Annotated in this window: 19 protein-coding genes and 3 pseudogenes; 10 read left to right on the forward strand and 12 right to left on the reverse strand. The window is 61.5% G+C overall.

Annotation, left to right across the window (positions count from 1 at the left end):
* The 5 genes and pseudogenes from NKH52_RS33390 to bluB all read right to left on the reverse strand — a co-directional run.
* Positions 1-302, reverse strand: a pseudogene (locus NKH52_RS33390) (transposase); the annotation flags it as partial.
* Positions 303-1,004: 702 nt separating this feature from the next.
* On the reverse strand, positions 1,005-1,259 hold the full coding sequence (locus NKH52_RS33395; protein WP_352657656.1) for a helix-turn-helix domain-containing protein: 255 nt from the start codon (positions 1,257-1,259) through the stop codon (positions 1,005-1,007).
* 453 nt (positions 1,260-1,712) lie between these two features.
* Positions 1,713-3,533: a glutamine--fructose-6-phosphate transaminase (isomerizing) gene (gene glmS / locus NKH52_RS33400; protein WP_352657659.1), complete on the reverse strand. Its 1,821-nt coding sequence runs from the start codon at positions 3,531-3,533 to the stop codon at positions 1,713-1,715.
* Between the two features lie 401 nt (positions 3,534-3,934).
* Positions 3,935-4,060: a class I SAM-dependent methyltransferase gene (locus tag NKH52_RS33405; RefSeq protein ID WP_352447890.1), complete on the reverse strand. Its 126-nt coding sequence runs from the start codon at positions 4,058-4,060 to the stop codon at positions 3,935-3,937.
* Between the two features lie 352 nt (positions 4,061-4,412).
* Positions 4,413-5,016: pseudogene (gene bluB, locus NKH52_RS33410) on the reverse strand (5,6-dimethylbenzimidazole synthase).
* A 13-nt stretch (positions 5,017-5,029) separates the two neighbouring features.
* Between bluB and NKH52_RS33415 the strand changes: the two are divergent.
* Positions 5,030-5,509: a Crp/Fnr family transcriptional regulator gene (locus NKH52_RS33415; protein ID WP_352657661.1), complete on the forward strand. Its 480-nt coding sequence runs from the start codon at positions 5,030-5,032 to the stop codon at positions 5,507-5,509.
* A gap of 491 nt (positions 5,510-6,000) precedes the next feature.
* On the opposite strand, the gene NKH52_RS33420 is transcribed toward NKH52_RS33415, so the two are convergent.
* The 7 genes from NKH52_RS33420 to panB form a co-directional block, all read right to left on the reverse strand.
* Entirely contained in the window at positions 6,001-6,975 is a 975-nt protein-coding gene (locus NKH52_RS33420; RefSeq protein ID WP_352657707.1) for a hypothetical protein, read from the reverse strand.
* Positions 6,976-7,133: 158 nt separating this feature from the next.
* A complete protein-coding gene (locus NKH52_RS33425; RefSeq protein WP_352736525.1) occupies positions 7,134-7,535 on the reverse strand; it encodes a DUF2285 domain-containing protein in 402 nt (133 codons plus the stop codon).
* A 67-nt stretch (positions 7,536-7,602) separates the two neighbouring features.
* Positions 7,603-7,977, reverse strand: a complete 375-nt coding sequence (locus NKH52_RS33430) for a transcriptional regulator domain-containing protein (RefSeq protein ID WP_352487474.1) — start codon at positions 7,975-7,977, stop codon at positions 7,603-7,605.
* Between the two features lie 22 nt (positions 7,978-7,999).
* Complete coding sequence (locus NKH52_RS33435) at positions 8,000-8,632, reverse strand: acyl-homoserine-lactone synthase (protein WP_023735834.1); 633 nt, start codon at positions 8,630-8,632, stop codon at positions 8,000-8,002.
* Positions 8,633-8,725: 93 nt separating this feature from the next.
* Positions 8,726-9,451, reverse strand: coding sequence for a LuxR family transcriptional regulator (locus tag NKH52_RS33440; protein ID WP_023735835.1), 726 nt, complete (start codon positions 9,449-9,451; stop codon positions 8,726-8,728).
* A 92-nt stretch (positions 9,452-9,543) separates the two neighbouring features.
* On the reverse strand, positions 9,544-10,407 hold the full coding sequence (panC, locus tag NKH52_RS33445; RefSeq protein ID WP_352567808.1) for a pantoate--beta-alanine ligase: 864 nt from the start codon (positions 10,405-10,407) through the stop codon (positions 9,544-9,546).
* Positions 10,404-11,264 (reverse strand): 3-methyl-2-oxobutanoate hydroxymethyltransferase, encoded by an 861-nt coding sequence (gene panB / locus NKH52_RS33450; protein ID WP_352657666.1) that lies wholly within the window; start codon positions 11,262-11,264, stop codon positions 10,404-10,406. Before panB ends, panC begins: the two co-directional genes overlap by 4 nt.
* Before the next feature lie 169 nt (positions 11,265-11,433).
* On the opposite strand from panB, the gene NKH52_RS33455 reads away from it, so the two are divergent.
* From NKH52_RS33455 to bioZ, 9 genes and pseudogenes are all read left to right on the forward strand, one after another.
* The gene (locus NKH52_RS33455) at positions 11,434-12,402 is read left to right on the forward strand and encodes an NUDIX hydrolase (protein ID WP_023735838.1); all 969 of its coding nucleotides are present in this window, start codon (positions 11,434-11,436) and stop codon (positions 12,400-12,402) included.
* Between the two features lie 67 nt (positions 12,403-12,469).
* Positions 12,470-13,444, forward strand: coding sequence for a quinolinate synthase NadA (gene nadA, locus NKH52_RS33460; protein WP_352657669.1), 975 nt, complete (start codon positions 12,470-12,472; stop codon positions 13,442-13,444).
* The gene (locus NKH52_RS33465; protein WP_352657710.1) at positions 13,441-14,982 is read left to right on the forward strand and encodes an L-aspartate oxidase; all 1,542 of its coding nucleotides are present in this window, start codon (positions 13,441-13,443) and stop codon (positions 14,980-14,982) included. Before nadA ends, NKH52_RS33465 begins: the two co-directional genes overlap by 4 nt.
* Positions 14,982-15,836, forward strand: a complete 855-nt coding sequence (gene nadC / locus NKH52_RS33470; RefSeq protein ID WP_352657672.1) for a carboxylating nicotinate-nucleotide diphosphorylase — start codon at positions 14,982-14,984, stop codon at positions 15,834-15,836. Before NKH52_RS33465 ends, nadC begins: the two co-directional genes overlap by 1 nt.
* Before the next feature lie 94 nt (positions 15,837-15,930).
* Positions 15,931-16,929 (forward strand): biotin synthase BioB, encoded by a 999-nt coding sequence (bioB, locus tag NKH52_RS33475; protein ID WP_050591511.1) that lies wholly within the window; start codon positions 15,931-15,933, stop codon positions 16,927-16,929.
* Positions 16,926-18,074, forward strand: a complete 1,149-nt coding sequence (locus tag NKH52_RS33480) for an 8-amino-7-oxononanoate synthase (protein ID WP_352657675.1) — start codon at positions 16,926-16,928, stop codon at positions 18,072-18,074. Before bioB ends, NKH52_RS33480 begins: the two co-directional genes overlap by 4 nt.
* Positions 18,071-18,706 carry a dethiobiotin synthase gene (gene bioD, locus NKH52_RS33485; protein WP_023735844.1) on the forward strand — a complete coding sequence of 212 codons (636 nt, stop codon included), beginning with the start codon at positions 18,071-18,073 and terminating at the stop codon, positions 18,704-18,706. Before NKH52_RS33480 ends, bioD begins: the two co-directional genes overlap by 4 nt.
* Positions 18,706-19,971 carry an adenosylmethionine--8-amino-7-oxononanoate transaminase gene (locus tag NKH52_RS33490; protein ID WP_023735845.1) on the forward strand — a complete coding sequence of 422 codons (1,266 nt, stop codon included), beginning with the start codon at positions 18,706-18,708 and terminating at the stop codon, positions 19,969-19,971. The genes bioD and NKH52_RS33490 overlap by 1 nt, the downstream gene beginning before the upstream one ends.
* Positions 19,968-20,952, forward strand: a pseudogene (gene bioZ / locus NKH52_RS33495) (3-oxopimeloyl-[acyl-carrier-protein] synthase BioZ). The gene NKH52_RS33490 and the pseudogene bioZ overlap by 4 nt, the downstream one beginning before the upstream one ends.
* The last annotated feature ends 399 nt before the right edge of the window (positions 20,953-21,351 follow it).

Raw genomic sequence — 21,351 nt, forward strand, 5'->3', positions numbered from 1 at the left:
GGGCCATCTTGAAGACCGGATCGCGGCGCAGCCGGTTGGCGTCGTTGCCGTCCTCGTAGCCGGCGGCGATCATCTTCATGCGAAAGCGCGATCATGTCCGCCAGGCTGTGGACAACCTGGTCCGGGCAGCGCGGATCGTCGATGCAACGCGCCAGACGCTCGGCCACCCGCAACCGCTTTTCCACCTCGGCCAAGGCCAGAACGCCGCTGTTGGACGACAGCATGCCGCCGTCGAAACGGGCGACGACGGACTTGCCGCCGACTGATGACAAACCACTCAGCGGCAGCGCAAGATCGTTCATGGTGGGTGTGGTCTCCGGGAAATGGTTCGGATCGGGTTAAGCAACCGAATCCTACGTCATTCAACGGCTTGCGCCACATCCACCAACCCCCATGAATTTTTCAGGCTAGCAGAGAGGGTGCTTGCGGTGCACTCACTGAACGAGATCGCAAATGGACGCGCGTGACCACCAGAACTGGCGACACCCATGGTGGTCCGCAGGGCCCGCAGGAGGAACCACAAGGTGTCAGCGGGCAGAGCGCAAGCGAGTGCCTACTTCGATCTTTCTAGAAGCGCGCCGGCAGCCTGGGCGGGGGGCTTGGGGGTCAGACTGCCGGCGCACGCCACTCACGAAGAAAGGCCCCTTTTCGTGGTTCGAACGGCCATAGTCAACCCGGAAACGTCAGGATGCCGCCATGTTACTTTCAGAGCGGCGCGACTTCGCCATGTTGGACGATTCAGCCTAGGAGTAGCCACTCTCGTAGGCCGAGTTGATGCTCAAGCCAGCATCGCCTTGCCGAACTAGGAAGAGTTCGCCGTTACGATCCTTCGTCGCGAGCCGATGCCGTCGTGCACGTTTCGTAGCACTTCGGGCGGCTATATCGCTTTGTTGTTCGGCGAGCTGCGCCAGAAGGCATTCGCATCCAATCGAATCAAGCGTCGACATCAGCCGCAAGCTTCACATCACAACAGCTAGTCCACCCATTGCAGATCATCCGAATGATCAGGCGGCGTCCGAAATGTCCAACTCCGACTCAAGAATTCCCACAGGTATGGAAAGCGATTTCGCTATCCGATCCCGATAGCCCTTGCTGTACCTCAGACCTCGCTCGATGTTTTGGATTTCCTCAGCGGCCAGCCCGCACGCGACCGCCAGGTCCTCGATCGAATACCCAAGGTGCTCGCGATAAGCGCGGACGATGTGGGTTCCCTGGGACATAGCCGTCAAGACCGGTTCGGGAATGCGCGAATCATTCATAAACATCTCCAAGAACATGGGAGCTCCCTCGGAGATTCCTCCCCGGGGCGCACACCTAGCAAATAAAAAAAATGGTCGTCCATTCGGCCGAACCGGCCTCATGCATGGGATGGGCCGCTGAATTGGCCGGGCCGGAATATGGCGGCTCACCTCCTTCTGATCAAGTACCAAGGCTGCCCGTGCTGAGAGCCTGGTCGGCGTAGCGCATGCGACCTGCGATCCTTCGTGGACCATTCTCGCCGATGGCTTTCTTGAACAGCAACTCGAACTTTCGGCACGGACACTGCTTCCTTCAGCAATCTCCACCGGCGAGGCAGCGAAAGACCCGCTCGTAACCGCTACCGAGTTTCGCAATTGCAGCAAACAATGGTCATCTGGTTTCATCCGGGCTTCGGATCCAGACAAGGGGTACCGCTTTCCTGGAGGCGCATCGCCACCTGTACAGGTTCACAATCATTCGACCGTGACCGATTTTGCAAGATTGCGCGGCTGGTCCACATCCGTCCCCATGAAGAGCGCCGTGTGGTAGGCTAGAAGCTGTATCGGGAGCGAGAAGATCATTGGCGCGATAATCTCGTCGACAACCGGCAGCACGAGCGTGTGCATGGTTTCGAGTTTCGATACGGCTGCCCCTTTTTCATCGGTGATGAGGATAATCCGCCCTCCACGGGCAGCCACTTCCTGCATGTTGGAAACGGTCTTGTCGAAAAGACGGTCATGGGGCGCGATGACGATCACTGGCATGTTCTCGTCTATCAATGCGATCGGCCCGTGCTTCAATTCACCCGCCGCATAGCCCTCGGCATGGATGTAGGAAATCTCCTTGAGCTTCAGCGCACCTTCCATCGCTAGCGGGAAACTGGTGCCACGGCCGAGATACAGGACGTCACGACACTTTGACAGTTCGCGCGACAAGAACTCGATTTCCGGCTGGATGCTCTCGAGTACGTGGCCCATCACGCGCGGCAATTCGGCGAGGCTCCTGACGAGCGCCTGCAGCTCGTCTTCGGGGACGGTCCCGCGGGCTCTGGCCGCGCCGATGGCGAGTGCTGCTAGAACGGCAAGCTGGCAGGTAAAAGCCTTGGTAGAGGCGACGCCGATCTCCGGTCCGGCAAGGATCGGGAAAACCGTATCGGCCTCCCGAGCGATGGTCGATTCGCAGGCATTGACGATAGCGCCAATTTTCAGCCCACGCTCCTTGCAGTACCTCAATGACGCAAGCGTATCGGCGGTTTCGCCGGACTGCGAGATGAAAAGAGCCGCCGACTGCGGCGGCAACGGGATCTCGCGGTAACGGAATTCGGACGCAACGTCGATTTCAACCGTCAGGCGCGCATAGCGCTCGAACCAGTATTTTCCGATCAGTCCGGCGAAATAGGCGGTCCCACAGGCAGAGATCGCCAAGCTCGGGACCTTGGCGAAATCAATGCCAGGAACCATGTCGCGACTGTCTATGATGTTAATGTAATGACGGAGAGCATGGGCGATGACCTCGGGCTGCTCGTAAATCTCCTTCTCCATGAAGTGGCGATGGTTGCCCTTGTTGGCCAGATCGGCCGCGGCCGTGGAGATATGGCGCGGACGCTCGACGGGACGGCCGTCGACATCGAAGATATGGGCGCCCGAATTGCCGACAACGGCCCAGTCGCCGTCGATGAGATAGGTAATTTCATTGGTGAAGGGAGCAAGGGCGATCGCGTCGGAGCCCAGGAACATCTCGCCGTCGCCGTGACCGATCGCGAGCGGTGGTCCGTTGCGCGCCGCCGTGATGGTCGACGGCTCATCTTCGAAGAGGATGGCAAGCGCATAGGCGCCCTTGACGCGTTTCAGCATGGCACGCGTGGCCTCTTGCGGCCTCATGCCCTCTCGGCGGTATCTTGCCAAGAGATGCCCAACGACCTCGGTGTCGGTGTCGGTCTGGAACTCGGCGCCATCCGCCGCCAATTCGTCCTTTAGCTCGGTGAAATTCTCGATGATGCCGTTATGGACTACGGCGACACCGTCGCTAAAGTGCGGGTGCGCATTGCGTTCGGTCGAGGCCCCGTGGGTTGCCCAACGCGTGTGGCCGATGCCGACGTTGCCGCTCAGCGGCTCTTCCTTCAGTCGCGTCTGGAGATTGACGAGCTTGCCCTCGGCGCGCCGACGGTGCAAGGCACCCTCGATGATCGTCGCAACGCCGGCGGAATCATAGCCGCGATATTCCAAACCCTTCAACGCGCCGATCAACCGATCCGACACCGGCTGTTGCCCAACGATGCCAACAATCCCGCACATGTTCGTCTCCGCATCTTTGCGGGCAGCACCAGCCCACGCGAGACGGACACCCGTCCGGCCGCTTTAAGTGGCGGCCTTGTAGTAGAATTCCATAATATTGGTAAAATTGATTGTTGTGATAACTACCATTCACCCGATGGATAGGTCGGCCGCTGTGGAGCCACGATGCAAACTTCTATTCGCGCCTGACGCTCTTATGAGGATCGCAAACTCACACCCGGCAGGATCACGGCCACAGAAAGGCCAGGAGGCCTTGGACAGTGGACGGACGGCGGGCCTGCGACCCTTGTCAGGCAGTCGGCATGTAGGAGCATTGTCGACTTGGGCATCGGCGATGGTCTGTCTTGGCGACAGCCTGAGTTCGCTTCAGGGACCGTCGTCGTCTCGCGCGGCTGCCGGTGTCAGTTGACGATAACAAAATGTCCGCCGGGGGCGAGCGCCTCGCGCACGGCACGTGCCAGCCGCGGTCGGTCCGGGACGCCGTCGAAGGCGTTGGCCGTGAAGACGAAGTCGACGGGGCGTGACACCAGAGTAGCGAGTTCATAGCGCGTAGCCGGCGACGAATTCGCAATTGGTCGCGCCGGCGCCGGTCAGCCGGCGCTGCGCGGCCTCCAGCTGGTCGGCGTAGTGCGACGACATGGCGGGCGATCGTGGCGATCGGCACAGCCGCCCCGCAACAGAGGTCGATCACCTCCATGCCCGGCTTCAGCCCGGTTGTCGCAAGCGCCATCTTCGCTGCGGTCGCGCCTCTCATGCTGCTCTTTCCTGGCCTTTGCAAGAACACGAACTTCGGTCGGAATGGCAATGTGGCGAAGGGGGGGCGACCCGATCTGCGTCAAGCTCATCGCCAGGGAAGAGGCGAAATGATGGGCAGCCCCACTACCGCCTGATCACCACCGGCGGCCGCCGATGTTCCCAGCATTCGCGTTCCAAGGTCGGCACGTCGTGCTCCTCGCTGGCATAGCCGAGGCAGAAATAGCCGATCAGCGTCCATTCGGGCGGCGTGTCGAGAATTTCGGCCATCTCGGTCGCATCGAGGATCGACACCCAGCCCATGCCGATGCCCTCCGCCCGCGCCGCCACCGACAGTGTGTGCACTGCCATGACGGCCGAATAGTCGATGGTCGCAGCCATGGTCGTGCGACCGAGCCCATGGCCTTGTCGGGTCGTGCGGTCGGCGAAGACCGCGAACTGACAGGGCACCTCGTTGAGCCCGGCAAGCTTCAACCGGGCATAGAGAGCGGCGCGCTCTCCCGAAAAGCGCGTGAGCGCCTCGGCATTGCAGCGCTCGAAGCAGTCTCTCACGGCAGTGCGCCGCTTGAGGCTGTCGACCACTACGAAGCGCCAGGGCTGGCTGAGGCCAACGGAGGGCGCAGTGCTGGCGAGCTCGAGCAGGCGTTCCAGCGTACCCTCGGGCAGAGCCGTCCCTGCGCCAGCTCAGCAGCGTGATCAGCCCGGAGCGAAAATCGTCGGTGAAACCCATAGGTTGTGAGGGTATGACCGGCTCAGCGCTTATCATGGGCGATGACCGGTCAACGCACGATTGTTACGTCCAATTAGAAGCCCGTGCCTTTGTTATCGACGCGGGCCTCTTCACCAAGGCGCTTTTAACAAGCCCAACCCTGCGAACTTTTCTGCTCCGCTACGTTCACTACTTTCACCTCCAGGCAAGCTTCACCGCGCTCAGCAATGCCCGGATGAACATCGTCGATAGGCTCTCAAGATGGCTGGTGATGTGCGATGATCGCGTCGACGGGAACAGCTTTGCGATTACGCACGAGTTCTTATCAGTTATGCTCGGTGTCAGGCGGCCCGGCGTCACCATAGCGCTGCAAACCTTGGAGGGCCAAGGTCTGATACGCTCAGTGCGAGGAGAGGTCGTCATTCTTGATCGCGCGCGTCAAATTGCGCTGGCTGATGGGTCGTATGGCAGGGCTGAAGCCGAATACGCTCGGCTAGTCAGCCAACTGCATTGATCGCAGGCGCCGCGGCGTCCGTAGCGCCGCGACGGTGATCGCCAACGAATGTGCTCGAACAGGAGATGGTCGATCTCCTGCATTGGAGTCATGTCCGGGTAAGCCGCCTAGACAGAGCCTTCACCGCCGACGTTGCCGAGGATCGGGATCCAAGACGAAGCTGTCATGCCGGCACCGCTGCATGCGCCGCGCGAGGAACAAACCGCCCCTCGCAGTCGTTCAGGATCCCGAAGCACGATACGGCTGTGCACCACCTTCCGGCCACTCCAAAGGAGACCCGAGACGACTCGGTCCGTAGAGGAGGTTTTCGAAGAGCACCTGAGGCTTCGCGCGGCAGGCGATCTCGAGGAGGATCTCTTGGGCGCACTGCCATCTAACCTCGATTAAACAGGCACTGATGCGCTGGCTGGAGCAATGGCGAGACTCATTGCGCCAGCCGCATAGCCTTATCTTGCCTCACAGCGGGAAGGCTGTTTCGGGACTTTTCGAAATCAGCGGATCACAGGCTCGCCATGGATGCGGCGGCGCGATGGAGGAGAAACGCCGAAGCCAACTTCCATCATCAGCCGTGGCCTGTGCGACGGCACGGTACCCATATGGAACCCGAACGGATCCTCGACGAAACCGAAACCGGCCTTGCCGGTTAACGTGACCGGACTCTGCTTGCCGTAGACGTCCAGAATCTCTTGCGCCGGATGACCGACGACAAGCGTAAATTGGTGCTTGAAGGCGCGGCGATCATGGCTGCCGCGAACATAGATATGCGGGCCGGTCCCCTCGTCGACGGGCACCAGATAGAAAAAGAACTTCGGCATCCGCCAATCATCCAGGTCGAAGTGGTATTTGCCGAGCGAAGCCAGGTTCTTGTCGGCGTCCGACGCCTGGCCGGTCGGGAAGCTCCACCAGACGCGCGTTGTGATCAGCGTCGCCTGGCCGCCGAGATAGTGCGCCGCGATATCCACGAGCAGCGGATCGTTTTGGATGGCAACGGCCGAGTTACAGCCCAGAATGCGCTCGAAATAATGACCGCTGAGCAACGGACGGCCAAACCGCGCCTCAGCCTCCGCATGCTCCGCCGGCATGAATTCGAGTCGGCGATCGAAATTGCCGAAACAAGGTGTGCACCTGGCGAATGCGGCTACATCTTCAGCCACCAGTGTTGGCAGGACGAGGCCGGGAAAAAGCCCATCCATCCGCAGCGCGTCGACAACGTCCTGGCAATTGATACCGGCAAACATCGTGTCCTGGGCTCTTTGCGACCTTCGGACCGGCTTTGCACCACGCCAGTGCATTCTCCGTGCCGGCATGGTGCGCGCCAACATGAACATGGGCAGCCACGCCGGGTTCTCGCGAATATCCGACAGGTAGGTCGGAATGCGTACGGCTATGCGACGCAGCATGCTGCCGTTTCGCGCGATCGTCTCAAGGCTTGCCGCGCCGGCTTTGTCGGGGTTCATAACGGTCATCGGGATCCTCAAGGCATGAATGCACTCATCGACGAAGGTTGGGTCCCAGTGCTTCGCCGCGCCCGAAGAACTAGGCGCTTGCCACGTTTTGTACAACGCACAATTGCACTCAGAAATGGAGGTTGCGCGTTCGAATAAGACAATCGCAACCACCCCAATTACCTCAGGAACTGTCTGTAGCCGCCGCCCATCAGGTAGCGGCCACGTTGGATGGCGCGACGTACCTGATCGCGAAGATGGCCACCTGGATGACGCCAATCTTCTTCGACGCGGCGTGTCCCGAACAAGGCAATGGCGACCTCCTGATGAGATGCTCCGGCAAGCGAGCCATCCAAAGCCTGGAGTACGATACGCAGACGCGCTCCGCGGTGTTCCGGCGGAAAGCAAGCAGTTGACAGGCGGGCGCAACCATTGACGTGGTTCAAGAACTGAAGGGCAGCGACATGGAACTTGAGGTGCTGCGGCTGAACGATCGCGTCGACATATAGCCGCAACGGGCGGAGGACGGACGCACCGGAAACGGCGATCTGCAGACTCCGGCAGTTCTCCCTCAGCAGCACGTGCTGCACGCCCGCAGCTGTCAGCAGGATGTCCTTGCAGCATGAGAGCGAAGAAAGGTGAAGCGGTTCAAAATCGTGGTCGAGCCCAAGCGGCTCCGCGGCCGCTCGTAGAATACAGGCGCAATCGCGCGGATCCCAAAAGACCCTTGCCGATGTAGCGTCCGAAAGTGGCGCGTCGGCGAAAAAGAAGGCTCCATTGTCTTAGGAGAGCTGATCCTGTCGTCAACTCGATTATCTGCATGTCGCCTTGGGGTCCGACAATGCAGGCGGACGGTGCCATTTTGGCGTGGTCGCGCTGGAATTGTGGATTGCGCCGAAGAAACTCCCAGGCCCAGCCAGTGCGTGGCAATCGTCTGGCATAGTGGTAAGCGTCGTGGCGACGCCAGTCCGGCCAGCATACAAGGCCGACCGTCGCTTCCTTGGACAGACCAGCATCCTTCATGGCTCAGGTGTCCACTATGGCGCTATGCCGACGGGCCTACAACCGGTTGCCACAGTACCGGTCCAATCAGACGTCCCCTGCTGCGGATGCGCAAAAGGCTCGCGTGGGAAATCTCGAGAAACCCAGCCACCGCCTGCGTTTTGCCGACGCACTTGGGTTCTCCGATGCGCGACAATGGCCACGTAGCCAGGCGGAGGATCCGCTCCATGCGCGTATCCGTCACCGTTACTATCCGGGTCAGATCCTTGGCCAAGCCGAACTCGATCATGCCCGCGAAGAGCTCGTAGGTCGCCTGGGCCAGCCCGCCCGCAGCCTTGGGCGCCGACGGAGGAAGATCGAGCGCGAAACGACTGCTCTCCCATATGTCGGTGGTCGAGGGCACGACGTCAGCACCCAGCAGCACCGGGAAGGTGTCGCGCAACATTGTGGGTCCGGTGCTGGGCAGAAGACGCACGCAACCGCGAATTCGCCAGTCGGATCCTTTGAGGAGCAGATAGACGGGCTTCAGAGCATCAAACGAATCGGATTCCATCTGGTCTTCGGTATCAACTTCCCAATCGAGCCTTTCCTTGAACACCCGAAACCTGAGCCCGTGCATCTCTTTGAGTTCGCCTGCAAACTCGTTGTAAAAGTCTGGTGTTATCAGTTGCATCATGGTCGCCTCCATGTGGGATGTGTTCCCGCCATCGAAGGGCAAAGCTGACAGCGATGCAGCCTGTAGAGGTTTACAGGTATCGTGGCTGAAGAATCAGGATCTCGTCTGGCCGGAGGCAGCCATGCGTGCAACGGCCTGGTTGATCGTTCGAACGCCAAACTTTGCCTTGGCGTTTTCCAAGTGAAAAGTCACGGTGCGCTTTGAGACGCCGAGAAGCTGGCTGATATCCCAAGCCGACTTGCCCCGCGCCGCCCATTTCAGGCACTCGAACTCCCGCGGGGTGAGCGTTACACCATCCACCACGCGATCATCGGCGAGCCTGCGCCGGACATGGATATGAAAGTTGATGGCCACCAGCTGCAATGCTTTTTCGTAACGTGCCAGTGACCGCAACAGAAGCGGACGGGACTCGTCGGAAGCAAAGGTCAGGGCAGCAAACCGGCCGAGATGATCATGCATGGACATCGTCAGGCCGCCGCAGATGCCAAACTCAGCCGCACTCTCCAGAATTTGTTGCTGCGAATTCGGCAGACAGTGTCGAGCGCGGTCCACACCCCAATCGAATGTATCCCAGCCTTGCAGCCCGCGCAGGATGACCGGATCAAGACTGTGGTACCGCTGTTGCAGATAACGTGATGTCCAGGATGAAGGATAGTTTGAAATCAATTGGGGGGCGTCGCCGGAGGCCGACGGGTAAGTGAAATAGGCGAATAGCGGGAAGTCGAAGCCGGCTGCAGCGGAGGCCATTGCCTCACAGAGATCGGCAGCATCAACACTTGCAGACAGTTGCTCGACGAAGTTCTCAAACACGCGATGCATTTGCCCTGTGCGTAACCTCCGTTCGCTCAATGCCAGGCAGAGACCTTGTTTTAAACGATCCCGGACGGATACAGCGCGTGCCGAGAACGTGGCTAATCTGTTGAACCAATCCGAAATAGTCTGACGTTGTCTATGAGACGTGTGCCGCCGAGCCAGGCCGCCGCAAGCAACCGTGCCGGTCGATCAAGGCTTGTCATCGGGTGCAGATCTGCCTCTTCGCGAAGTTCCAGGTATTCGACCTCGCGATAGCCTGCAGCCAGAATTGCTGCGCGAGATTCTGCAAGCGTTGGCAGGACGGGTGAGCCGCGCCCAAGCCGCTCAGCCGTCTTGAGCAGGACCGATGATAGCTTGGGAGCAACAGCGCGTTGCGCTGGCGAGAGCCGCACATTGCGCGATGATAGCGCAAGACCGTCGGCTTCACGGACTGTCGGACAGGCAACAATGGTGATTGGAATATCCAGATCCCGGGCCATGCGCCTGACCAGGTGAATTTGCTGAAAGTCCTTTTCGCCAAAGAAGCCGAAGTCAGCGCTGGTCTGCAGGAAGAGCTTGGCGACGACGGTCGCCACGCCATCGAAATGTCCCGGCCGGAAGGCACCGCACAGGCCCTCGCTGACACCGGACACCGAAACGGTGGTGGCGAAGCCCGCCGGATACATCTCCTCTGCATCTGGCGCATAAAGCAGGTGCGCGCCAACCGGTGCCAGCTTGGCGGCATCCTCGTCCTCGGTGCGCGGATACGCGGCAAGATCGGCCTGGCTATTGAATTGCTTCGGGTTGACGAAGAGCGTCACGATCACACGGTCTGCTTTCTTGAGTGCAGCGCGCACCAGGCTGAGATGGCCCTCATGCAGGACGCCCATCGTTGGCACCACGGCAATCCTCACGCCCTCGCGGCGCCATGCGGCGACGATTTCGCGAAGCTGGTCAACGCTCCTGACGATCGGCACGCTCACGCTGCTTCTCCGCTCTTGGTGGCGTCCGTGTCGGCGGGCTTGGGCGCATCGGCAAACACGTGCTTGGCGGCCGGAAACTGGCGCTCCTTCACCTCGTGCGCATAGGAAGCGATTGCAGCCGCAGCCGCCTCCCCCAGTTCAGCATAGCGCTTGACGAACTTGGGTCGGAAGTCGCCGAAGAGGCCCAGCATGTCGTTGACGACGAGAAGCTGGCCGTCACAGGCTGCCGAGGCACCGATGCCAATGGTCGGGGCCGCCACCTCCCCGGTGATCCGGCGGGCGAGCGCTTCAGGAACCTTTTCCAGGACGACCGCAAAGGCGCCCGCTTCGCTCACCGCAATTGCGTCGCGCCTGATGCGCTCGGCATCCCCGCCCCTGCCCTGCACGCGGTAGCCACCGATGGCGTTGATGGCCTGCGGCGTCAAGCCGACATGAGCCATGACGGGCACGCCGCGTGCGGCGAGGAAGCCGATCGTCTCTGCCATCGTTTCGCCGCCTTCGAGCTTGACGGCAGTGCAGCCGGTCTCCGACATGACGCGCGCAGCATTTCGGAAAGCCTGCTCTGGGCTTTCCTCGTAGGAACCGAACGGCAGGTCGACCACCATCAGCGCCTGCTTGATGCCACGGCGCACCGCCTGGCCGTGCGTGATCATCATCTCCAGCGTGACACCGAGCGTCGAGGGCAGGCCGTGGAGAACCATGCCGACGCTGTCGCCGACGAGCACCACATCACAATGGGGATCGACAAGCCGGGCGACTGGGGTGGTGTAGGCGGTAAGGCAGACGAGCGGCGTCCCACCTTTGCGCGAACGAATATCCGGCGGTGTGATCGCCTTGGTATCACCAAACGCGCTCAATGGATCCTCCTTCCCCTACGTTACCGCGGGTGTCGCCTTTCGCACATTTTTGTGCAGGTGCGAAGAGCTAAAAAATGGCCGTGCAGCTGTGGGGTGTTGACGTGCCGACAGGCGCGCTTACACTAAATCGATTAAGGTGCCCCCCGAGCTGGCAGACCAATTCGCGAACATGGACGATCAGGCAATACGACTCAGGAAAGACAGAGCCGCCGTGAATGCCGACGACGTCAAAGTGGACCTGATCGCCTTTGTGGTCGCCGTAAACGACAGTGAACCCTGTGTGCTCACCATCGGCCAGGCGGACACCTTGCCCTCCGGTCCCTTTGCGCTTGAGCACCGATCGCTGCAATCCGGCTTGAGGGGGTGGGTCGAGCAGCAGACCGGCCATCGGCTGGGGTACATTGAGCAACTCTACACGTTCGCTGATCGGGATCGCATCGGCGCCGAGCGCCAGCAGCGCGTCATCTCCATCAGCTATCTTGCATTGACCCGCAAGGAACAGGCAGCGGGCCCGCCCAAGTGCGGATGGCAGAGTTGGTATGAATATTTTCCATGGGAGGACCATCGCTCCGGCACGCCTCCGGTCGTGCTGGATGTTCTGCGACCACGCCTGATTGAATGGGCAAACGGCGTCCGCGATGCGGCCACGCGACGTGAACGCTGGCAGCGGGCGACGATAGCCTTTGGCTTCGACGACCGCCTTTGGAACGAGGAACTCACGCTGCAACGCTATGAGTTAGTTTACGAAGCAGGCTTGGTCCAAGAGGCCGTAAGAGGGCGGGACGGGGCGCCCCCTCCGCTGGTGCCCAGCAAGTCCATGGTCGCCGATCATCGCCGCATCGTGGCGACCGGCATTGCGCGGCTGCGCTCCAAGATCAAATACCGGCCGGTCGTCTTTGAGCTGATGCCGACGGTCTTCACGCTTTTGCAGCTGCAGCGAACCGTGGAGGCGCTCGCCGGCAGGCTCATCCACAAGCCGAACTTTCGCCGACTGATCGAACAGCAGGAACTGGTCGAGGAGACCGGAGAGGCCACCACTGAGACCGGCGGCCGGCCAGCGAAGCTTTTCCGTTTCCGCCACGCCGTTCTCGACGATAGGCTCATCGCCGGGACAAAATTGCCGCTGGCGCGGGGTTGACATCCCTTATACTCACAGCAAGTATATGCTGATTATTTTCAATTAGAGTATAAGCGGGAGGGGGTTGATGAGCGCCATGCTGCCTGCGGCCGCGTTGCTCTACGAGCGCGTCCGGCGAGTGATCCCGCCGATCGAATGGCCGGCTTTCGTCGACGATATCGAGGCGATCCTTGCACTGAAGCGCGAGCGCAACGCCATCATCCTGGCGCACAACTATCAGACGCCCGAGATTTTCCATTGCGTGGCCGACATCGTCGGCGACAGCTTGGCATTAGCCCGCACGGCTGCGACGATCGAGGCGCAAGTCATCGTGCTGGCCGGCGTCCATTTCATGGCCGAAACGGCCAAGCTCCTTAATCCGGACAAGACCGTGCTCATTCCGGATCTCAGCGCCGGTTGCTCGTTGGCGGAATCAATCACGGCAGAAGACGTGCGCTTGATGCGCCAGCGTTATCCCGGCGTTCCGATCATCACTTATGTAAACACGTCGGCCGAAGTGAAAGCCGAGTCGGATATCTGCTGTACATCCGGCAACGCCAAGGCGGTCGTCGAATCCCTTGGGGTTCTCCGGGTGATCATGCTGCCGGACGAATATCTGGCCCAGAATATCGCCGCCCAGACCGATGTGCAGATCATCGCCTGGAAAGGGCATTGCGAGGTGCATGAGCGCTTTACACCGGCCGACATCCGCGAGTTGCGCGAAAGCCATCCCGGCGTGGTCGTGCTCGCCCATCCCGAATGCCCGCCCGGCGTCGTGGCTGAAGCAGATTTTTCCGGCTCGACGGCTGCCATGTCCGACTATGTCGACAGGCAAAGGCCGCCACGTGTCGTGCTAATGACGGAATGCTCGATGAGCGACAACGTCGCGTTAGCGCACCCAGAGGTCGAGTTCATCCGGCCCTGCAATTTGTGCCCGCACATGAAGCGGATCACGCTTGCCAACATCCGCACGGCGCTCGAGCAGAACCACCATGTCGTAACCATCGAACCCGGGATCGCCGGGCGCGCGCGGCTTGCGGTCGAACGGATGCTGGCAGTTTGAGCGCCGACCTCCGCAGCTTCTTCGGGCGTCCCATCATCATCGGCGGCGGCATCGCCGGACTGATGACCGCGCTTCAACTGTCGCCGGAGCCGGTGCTTCTTCTGTCAAGGTCGCTGCTGGGAGCTGACAATTCGAGCACCTGGGCACAGGGGGGTCTGGCTGCAAGTTTCGGCGAAGACGACGATCCGGCAATGCACCTGGCCGATACGCTTGCTGCCGGGGATGGTCTCTGCGACAGAGACGTGGCGAGCCGCATCCTCCAAGCCGCGCCCAAGGCGATAGAGGGGCTTGCGGCCTTTGGCGTTCCCTTTGACCGCACGCCGAAAGGATCACTGTGCCTCGGATTGGAGGCCGCACACAGCCGACGTCGCATCGTTCATGCGCATGGGGACGGCACCGGGCGTGAGATCATGCGTGCCCTGATCGCGGCTGTGCGTTCCACTCCGTCGATAGTTGTCGTGGAGGGCGTGGAAGCGCGCCGGCTGGCCGTGCGAGAGAATGCGATCCGGGGCGTCTGGGCGAGCTGTTCGATCGGACCTTTCTTCTTCGGCTCACGGCGGGTCGTCCTCGCCACCGGTGGCATCGGGGGACTGTTTCTCGACACCACGAACCCTTGGGGAAGTTGCGGACAAGGCCTTGCACTTGCGGCCCGCGCTGGAGCTGTCCTAGCCGACCTCGAATTCATCCAGTTCCACCCGACCGCGCTTGACGGCCCGGAACGCCCTATGGCGCTGGTCAGCGAGGCTGTCCGAGGCGAAGGTGCTGCCCTGATCGATGAAACCGGCCAGGCTTTTCTTCAAAGCGTGCCAGGGGCGGAACTTGCGCCTCGCGATGTCTTGGCCCGCGCCGTTTGGAACCATCTTGCGAACGGCCACCGTGTTTTTCTCGACGCCCGACAACGGCCTGGCCCGGCATTCGCTCGACATTTCCCGACAATCGCATCATCCTGTCGTGGAGCGGGCATCAATCCCGCGCGCGATCTCATCCCCATTCGTCCGGCCCAACACTACCATATGGGTGGCGTTGCCGTGGACAGCTTTGGCAGGACCTCCGTCGAGGGGCTGTGGGCCTGCGGCGAAGTCGCTTCGACAGGACTGCATGGCGCCAACAGGCTCGCCAGCAATTCCTTGACCGAGGCAATCGTGTGCGCCCGCTGGGTCGCTGAAAGTGTCGCCGGAACGCCTGCTCGCAGAACAAGACCTGCGTTTGCGAATGTTTACCCACCGCCCGCTCCGATACCCGTGCGTGTTTTCCTGTCGCGCGCACTCGGCATCGTCCGGGATGGTGAAGGTTTGAAAGCCGCCGCACGTGCCTTATTGCCGCTCGCCGAAAGCAAGGACGCGGCCTCGGATCCGGCGGCTGTCGGGCTAATGATCGCGGTTGCCGCCTTGTTGCGCGAAGAAAGCCGCGGCGCTCATTACCGGACAGATTTTCCTCATCATGCGACTGCCGCCCGACGGTCCGAAATCACGCTCGAAGCCGCCTTGGCCGCTGCGCGCGAACTCGGACACTCGCCAAACTTGGAAGGGGCAAAGTGATGAGGCTCTCACCGCTTCCCACGGTCATGCTTGAGCCGCTTGTACGGGCATCGCTTCTTGAAGACCTTGGCAGAGGCGGCGACTTGACCACGGATGCCATCGTCCCGAAGGAATACCAAGCGGGAACCGTGTTGGTGGCGCGACAGTCCGGAGTTGTCGCCGGCCTCGATCCGGCGATGCTCGCTTTCCACTTGATTGATCCTGATGTCGAAATCTCGGTGGAGCGGGCAGACGGCTGCAATGTCGGGGATGGAGAGATCATTGCATCAGTGGTTGGCCCGGCCCGGGCCATTCTCACAGCCGAAAGGACGGCACTCAATTTTTTGTGCCATCTGAGCGGCATCGCCACAGCAACGGCATCGATCGTCGCTGCGGTTCGTGGATATGGCGCGAAGATCGTCTGCACACGCAAGACGACGCCTGGATTGCGGGCAGTCGAAAAATATGCCGTGCGCGCAGGTGGCGGGTCCAATCACCGCTTCGGCCTGGACGATGCAATTTTGATCAAGGACAACCACATCGCCATCGCAGGCGGCGTCCGCCCAGCGCTCGAGCGAGCACGAAGAGCGGCCGGTCATCTCGTCAAGATCGAAGTCGAGGTCGATACTCTGGCCCAGTTAGAGGAGGTACTTGGCTTCGCTCCCGATGCGGTTCTGCTCGACAACATGTCCCTCGCCGATCTTCGCCGCGCCGTCGCAATCGTCGGTGGCCGCGCTATCACCGAGGCTTCTGGCGGGATCACGTCCCATACAGCGCGAGCGGTTGCCGCGACCGGCGTTGATCTGATTTCGGTCGGCCGACTCATCCACAGCGCGCCGATCCTGGATATCGGCCTCGACCATCGGGGCTCATGATTGTCTGAGTCAGGATTGGGTCAACTGTCCTCTCCGATCGTCAACAGTCAGATAGCAAAGACCCCGCAAGACAGACCGGAGGAACAGCATGGACATGCAAACGGCAAGTTCAACGCAGACATCGCCACAGGCTCAATCCCCTGACCCCGGAGCGTGGACCCTGGAGAAGGCTCAGGCACTTTACCATGCCCCCTTCAACAATCTCCTCTTCCTGGCGCAAACGGTGCACCGCCAGAATTTCGATCCAAACAAGGTCCAGCTCAGCCGGCTGCTCAGCATCAAGACGGGAGGATGTCCGGAGGATTGTGGCTATTGCAGCCAGTCGGCGCGTCACGAAACCGGCCTGAAGGCGTCGAAGCTGATGGAGGTCCGGCGCGTCATCGCCGAGGCGACCAAGGCGCGTGATGCCGGCGCCACGCGTTATTGCATGGGCGCGGCCTGGCGAAACCCCAAGGCGCGCGACATGGATGCGGTGGTGGCGATGGTCGAAGGCGTCAAGGCGCTGGGCATGGAGACCTGCATGACGCTCGGCATGCTCGATCTTGAGCAAGCCGCTCGACTGAAGCAAGCGGGCCTCGACTACTACAACCACAACATCGATACGTCGGAACGCTACTACAGCGAGATCATCAGCACGCGCGGCTATGCCGAGCGGCTCGACACGCTTGAGCAGGTTCGTCGATCCGGCATCAAGGTCTGCTGCGGCGGCATTATCGGCATGGGCGAGGAGCCGGTGGACCGGATCGACATGTTGGTGACGCTGGCCAATCTGCCGGAACATCCGCAAAGCGTTCCGATCAACATGCTGATTCCGATCGCCGGCACGCCGCTTGCCGATGCCAAGCCCATTGAGCCGATCGAATTCGTGCGCGTGATCGCGCTGGCGCGCATCATGATGCCGAAATCGCATATCCGTCTCTCCGCCGGCCGTATGGCCATGACCGACGAGATGCAGGCGCTGTGCTTTTTTGCCGGCGCCAACTCGATTTTCGTCGGCGACACGCTGCTGACGGCGGACAATCCCGGTGAGGACAAGGATACCCTGCTGTTCCGGCGCCTTGGCATCGAGCCGATGGAACTCGAAGCGCAATGAACGGGGCGCCGCTTGCCAGTTATGATGCGACCTTGAAGAGGCTGGCGCGCAAGGACCGGCTGCGGACGCTTTCGCCCCGCGCCGGGCTGGACTTCTCGTCGAACGACTATCTCGGGCTGGCCTCGTCCAGGAGACTTGGCGATGCTGTTGTGGCGGCGATTGCGCGGGGCACGCCGGTTGGCGCCACCGGGTCGCGGCTGTTGCGCGGCAATGCACCGGAACACGAGCAGCTCGAGGCAGACGCGGCGGCATTCTTTGGAGCCGACCGCGCGCTGTTCTTCGGCAGCGGCTACATCGCCAACTTCGCTCTGCTGAGTGCCCTGCCGCAGAAAGGCGATCTTTTGGTTCTCGATGAGCTCGCCCATGCCAGCATGCATGAGGGTGCGCAGGCCGGGCGCGCACAGTTCGTGCTGGCTGCGCACAACGATGCCACCGCTGTCGACGATGCGATCACGCGTTGGCGCGCCGAAGGCGGCATAGGATGCGTCTGGATCGCGGTGGAGAGCCTTTACAGCATGGATGGCGACTGCGCGCCTTTGGAGAGCCTGGTCGCGCTTGCCGATCGGCACGAGGCATTCATCGTCATTGACGAGGCGCATTCGACCGGCGTCTGGGGACCGGACGGCCGGGGGCTTGCCGCCGCTTTCGAGGGCCGCGACAACATCGTCGCGCTCCACACCTGCGGCAAGGCGCTCGGCGCATCTGGTGGGCTCGTGACCGGGCCGAGGACACTGTGCGAGTATCTGATCAACCGTTGCCGGCCATTCATCTACGCCACCGCGCCATCGCCGCTGATGGCAGTGGCAGTGCGCGAAGCACTCGCAATGCTCGCCGACGAGCCTATGCGGCGTGTTCAGCTGCATGAACGCGTTGCCCTCGCCGGCCGCCAGCTGGCCGAGCGCTGCGGCGTGATACCCAGCGGCTCGCAGATCCAGCCCCTCGTAATCGGCGATGTCAGGCGCACCATGGCAGTGGCGGCGCGCCTGCAGGCCCGCGGCTTCGACATACGCGGTATTCGTCCTCCGACCGTGCGCACGTCGCGGCTGCGCATCTCACTGACGCTCAATATCGGCGAAGCCGACATTTCCGCCATGGTCGAGGCGCTGGTCGAGGTGTTGGCCCAAAGATTGCCGGAGGCGATATGACCCAACGCATCGTCATCACCGGAACCGACACGGGAGTTGGCAAGACCGTGTTTGCGGCTGGGCTCGCCGGTTTGCTCGACGGCTTTTACTGGAAACCGGTGCAATCGGGCCTCGACGGCGAGACCGACAGCGAGGTGGTCGCGCGGCTTGCCGGCTTGCCCTCAGAGCGCGTGCTGCCGGAAGCCTACCGCTTGCGGAGCCCGCTGTCGCCGCATCGTTCGGCCGAGATCGACGGCGTGGCGATCAAGGCTGCCGATCTTGCTTTTCCCGTGCTACCGACGCCGCTCGTCATCGAAGGCTCCGGCGGCCTGATGGTGCCGCTTAACCGGCGCACAAGGCTCATCGACATCTTCGCTGAATGGCGGCTGCCCGTCATTCTGTGCGCCCGCACCACGCTCGGCACCATCAACCACACCTTGCTCTCGATCGAGGCGCTCCGCGCCCGATCCATCCCGTTGGCCGGCATCGCTTTCATCGGCGATGAGATGGCCGATACGCAACGGACCATCGTGGAATTCAGCGGTGCGCCGCAGCTCGGCAGGCTGCCGCACCTCGATCTGCTGACGGGCAAGACACTGAGGGACGCAATGATTGCCGGCTTCGCCTTCGCCTCGATTACTGGAGGTGACTGATGTCGCAGTCTCATGTGTGGCATCCCTTCACCCAGCACGCGCTCGAGCCTGCGATCCCAGAAATCGTCCGGACTGAAGGCGCCTATCTCCGCAGGGCCGACGGCGCCCGCATCCTGGACGCCATCTCCTCCTGGTGGGTCGTCACACATGGCCACCGCCATCCCCGCATCATGAAGGCAATCGAGACAACCGCGTCGAGCCTCGACCAGATTATCTTTGCGGGCTTCACGCACGAGCCGGCAGAGCGCTTGGCCAAGGCGCTTGTCGGCCTCGCTCCCGCTGGACTCGACTGGGTGTTCTATTCCGACAGTGGCTCGACCTCGGTCGAAGTAGCGCTGAAGATGGCACTCAGTTATTTCCGCAACATCGGCGCCCCACGCTCGCGCATCGTCGTCATGGATCACAGCTATCATGGCGACACGATCGGCACGATGAGCGTCGGTGCGCGTGGCGTGTTCAACGCCGCCTACGAACCCTTGCTGTTCGAGGTCGACACCATCCCCTTTCCGGCAGCGGGGCGCGAGCAGGAGACGCTGGATCGTTTAGAGGCTGTGACCCGCGATCGACGAGCCGCAGCCTTAATCGTCGAGCCGCTGGTGCTGGGCGCCGGCGGCATGCTGATGTATCCGGCTTCAGTTCTGGCCGAATTGAAGAAGATCACTGAGGCCTCCGGCACGCTGCTGATCGCCGACGAAGTGATGACCGGCTGGGGGCGGACCGGAACCATGTTCGCCTGCGAGCAGGCATCGATCTCTCCAGATATCCTGTGCACCTCGAAAGGCCTGACCGGCGGCGCCATCCCGCTGGCCGTAACGCTTGCCACCGATGCCATCTTCCAGGCTCATTATTCCGAGGGCCGGAAGAAGACGTTTTTCCATTCGAGCTCCTACACTGCCAACCCGATTGCCTGCGCGGCAGCACTTGCCAATGTCGAGATCTGGCGGGACGAGCCGGTGGCCGAGCGCATTGCGGCCTTGAGCGCAATGCAGGCCACCGGGCTTCGACGCTTTCGCGACAACAGCTTCTTCACCGACTGCCGGGCGACCGGCACGATCGCGGCGCTCGACCTGCGAACCGGTTCCGCAGGTTATCTCGCCGAGATCGGACCGAAACTGCGCGCTTTCTTCCTCGAGCGAGGGCTACTTGTGCGCCCGCTCGGCAATGTCCTCTACCTTCTGCCACCCTATTGCATCACCGGCGACGAGCTCGAGCGACTCTATGACGCCATTGAGGAGGCGGGCGAACGCTTCGGGTCCAGGCCGTGAGCAAGTCGTCGCGCATTCTCGGGTTTGGCCATCATGCGCCTGGGCGAAAGGTGGCGAATGACGAAATCGAGAGCAATCTCGGTCTTGATCCAGGCTGGATCGAAAGGCGTACCGGGATACGGTCGCGCTTCTGGGCAACCGACGAAGACACGCTGTCTGGTCTTGCTGCGCAGGCCGGCGACATGGCGCTGGCGAACGCCGGTATTGCGCGCCACGACATCGGTCTGCTGTTGCTTGCCACCTCGACGCCCGACCATCTTCTGCCGCCCAGCGCGCCGCTGGTCGCACACAAGCTTGGCCTTGGCCGCGCAGGCGCGGTGGATCTGACCGGCGCCTGCGCCGGCTTCATCTACGCGCTCATGTTCGCGGACGGATTTACCCGCCTGCACGGCAAAGCGAGCCTTGTTATCGCCGCCAACATCCTCAGCCGCCGCATCAATCCAGCCGAGCGCGCAAGCTCGGTCCTGTTTGCCGATGCCGCCGGCGCCCTGGTGATCGGTCAGTGCGATGATGCTGATCGGGGCATTCTCGGTGCCTCGGTGGATTCGGACGGCTCGCGATACGGGCTGATCCAGATTCCCGCAGGAGGAAGCAAACAAGCCGTTCCACGGTGACCTCGATCTCGCGCAAACCCGAATGAGGATGACGGACGGCCGCGAAGTGTTCGCAATGGCCGTGGAGATGATGACCGATTGCTCGACAAGCGCTCTAGCCGCTGCCGGAGTGCGGCCACCCGATCTCGGCCGGTTCGTGCCGCATCAGGCCAATACTCGGATTTTCGACGCGGTCGGGAGGAACCTCGGCATCGCGGACCAAGCAATTGTCAAGACGATTGCCGAATACGGCAACTCTTCGGCCGGGACGATCCCGCTGTCGCTCTCGCTCGCCAACCAGACGGAGCCATTCCAGCGTGGAGAGAAAATCCTTCTGTCGGCGGCGGGTGCGGGTCTCAGCGGCGGCGCTCTCGTGGTTGGAATCTAGCCGGCCGGCTCACGCGCGCAGGACTGGTCATGAATGGCAATAGGGCAACAGAACCAATGCCAAAATGGCCTTCTGAAGCTCGACATGACCGAGCTGACGCAGCACGACCCCGTGCGAGCCTCTGGATGAGATCAAATGCATCACCCGTTGCATCATTCGTGCCATCTGAATAAAGCTCAAATACAAAGGGTGAGCCGCCCCATATATGTCTGATACCCGACATTGTTCACACAAAAGGCTCGATGCTTACACGCTCTTTGCTCTCTTCTCTTTGCTGTCTGCTCTTTTCTCTTTGCTCTTTGCTCTTCCGTCTTGACTAGAGCGGGATGAATTTAGGTTGGGCATAGCCTGCCTCTGTGAAGTAATTTCGGCATTCGGTTGACGTGACGGTGCCGAGGA

Origin of the sequence: Mesorhizobium sp. M1066 (genome assembly GCF_040318635.1) — a bacterium.
Lineage (GTDB): Bacteria > Pseudomonadota > Alphaproteobacteria > Rhizobiales > Rhizobiaceae > Mesorhizobium.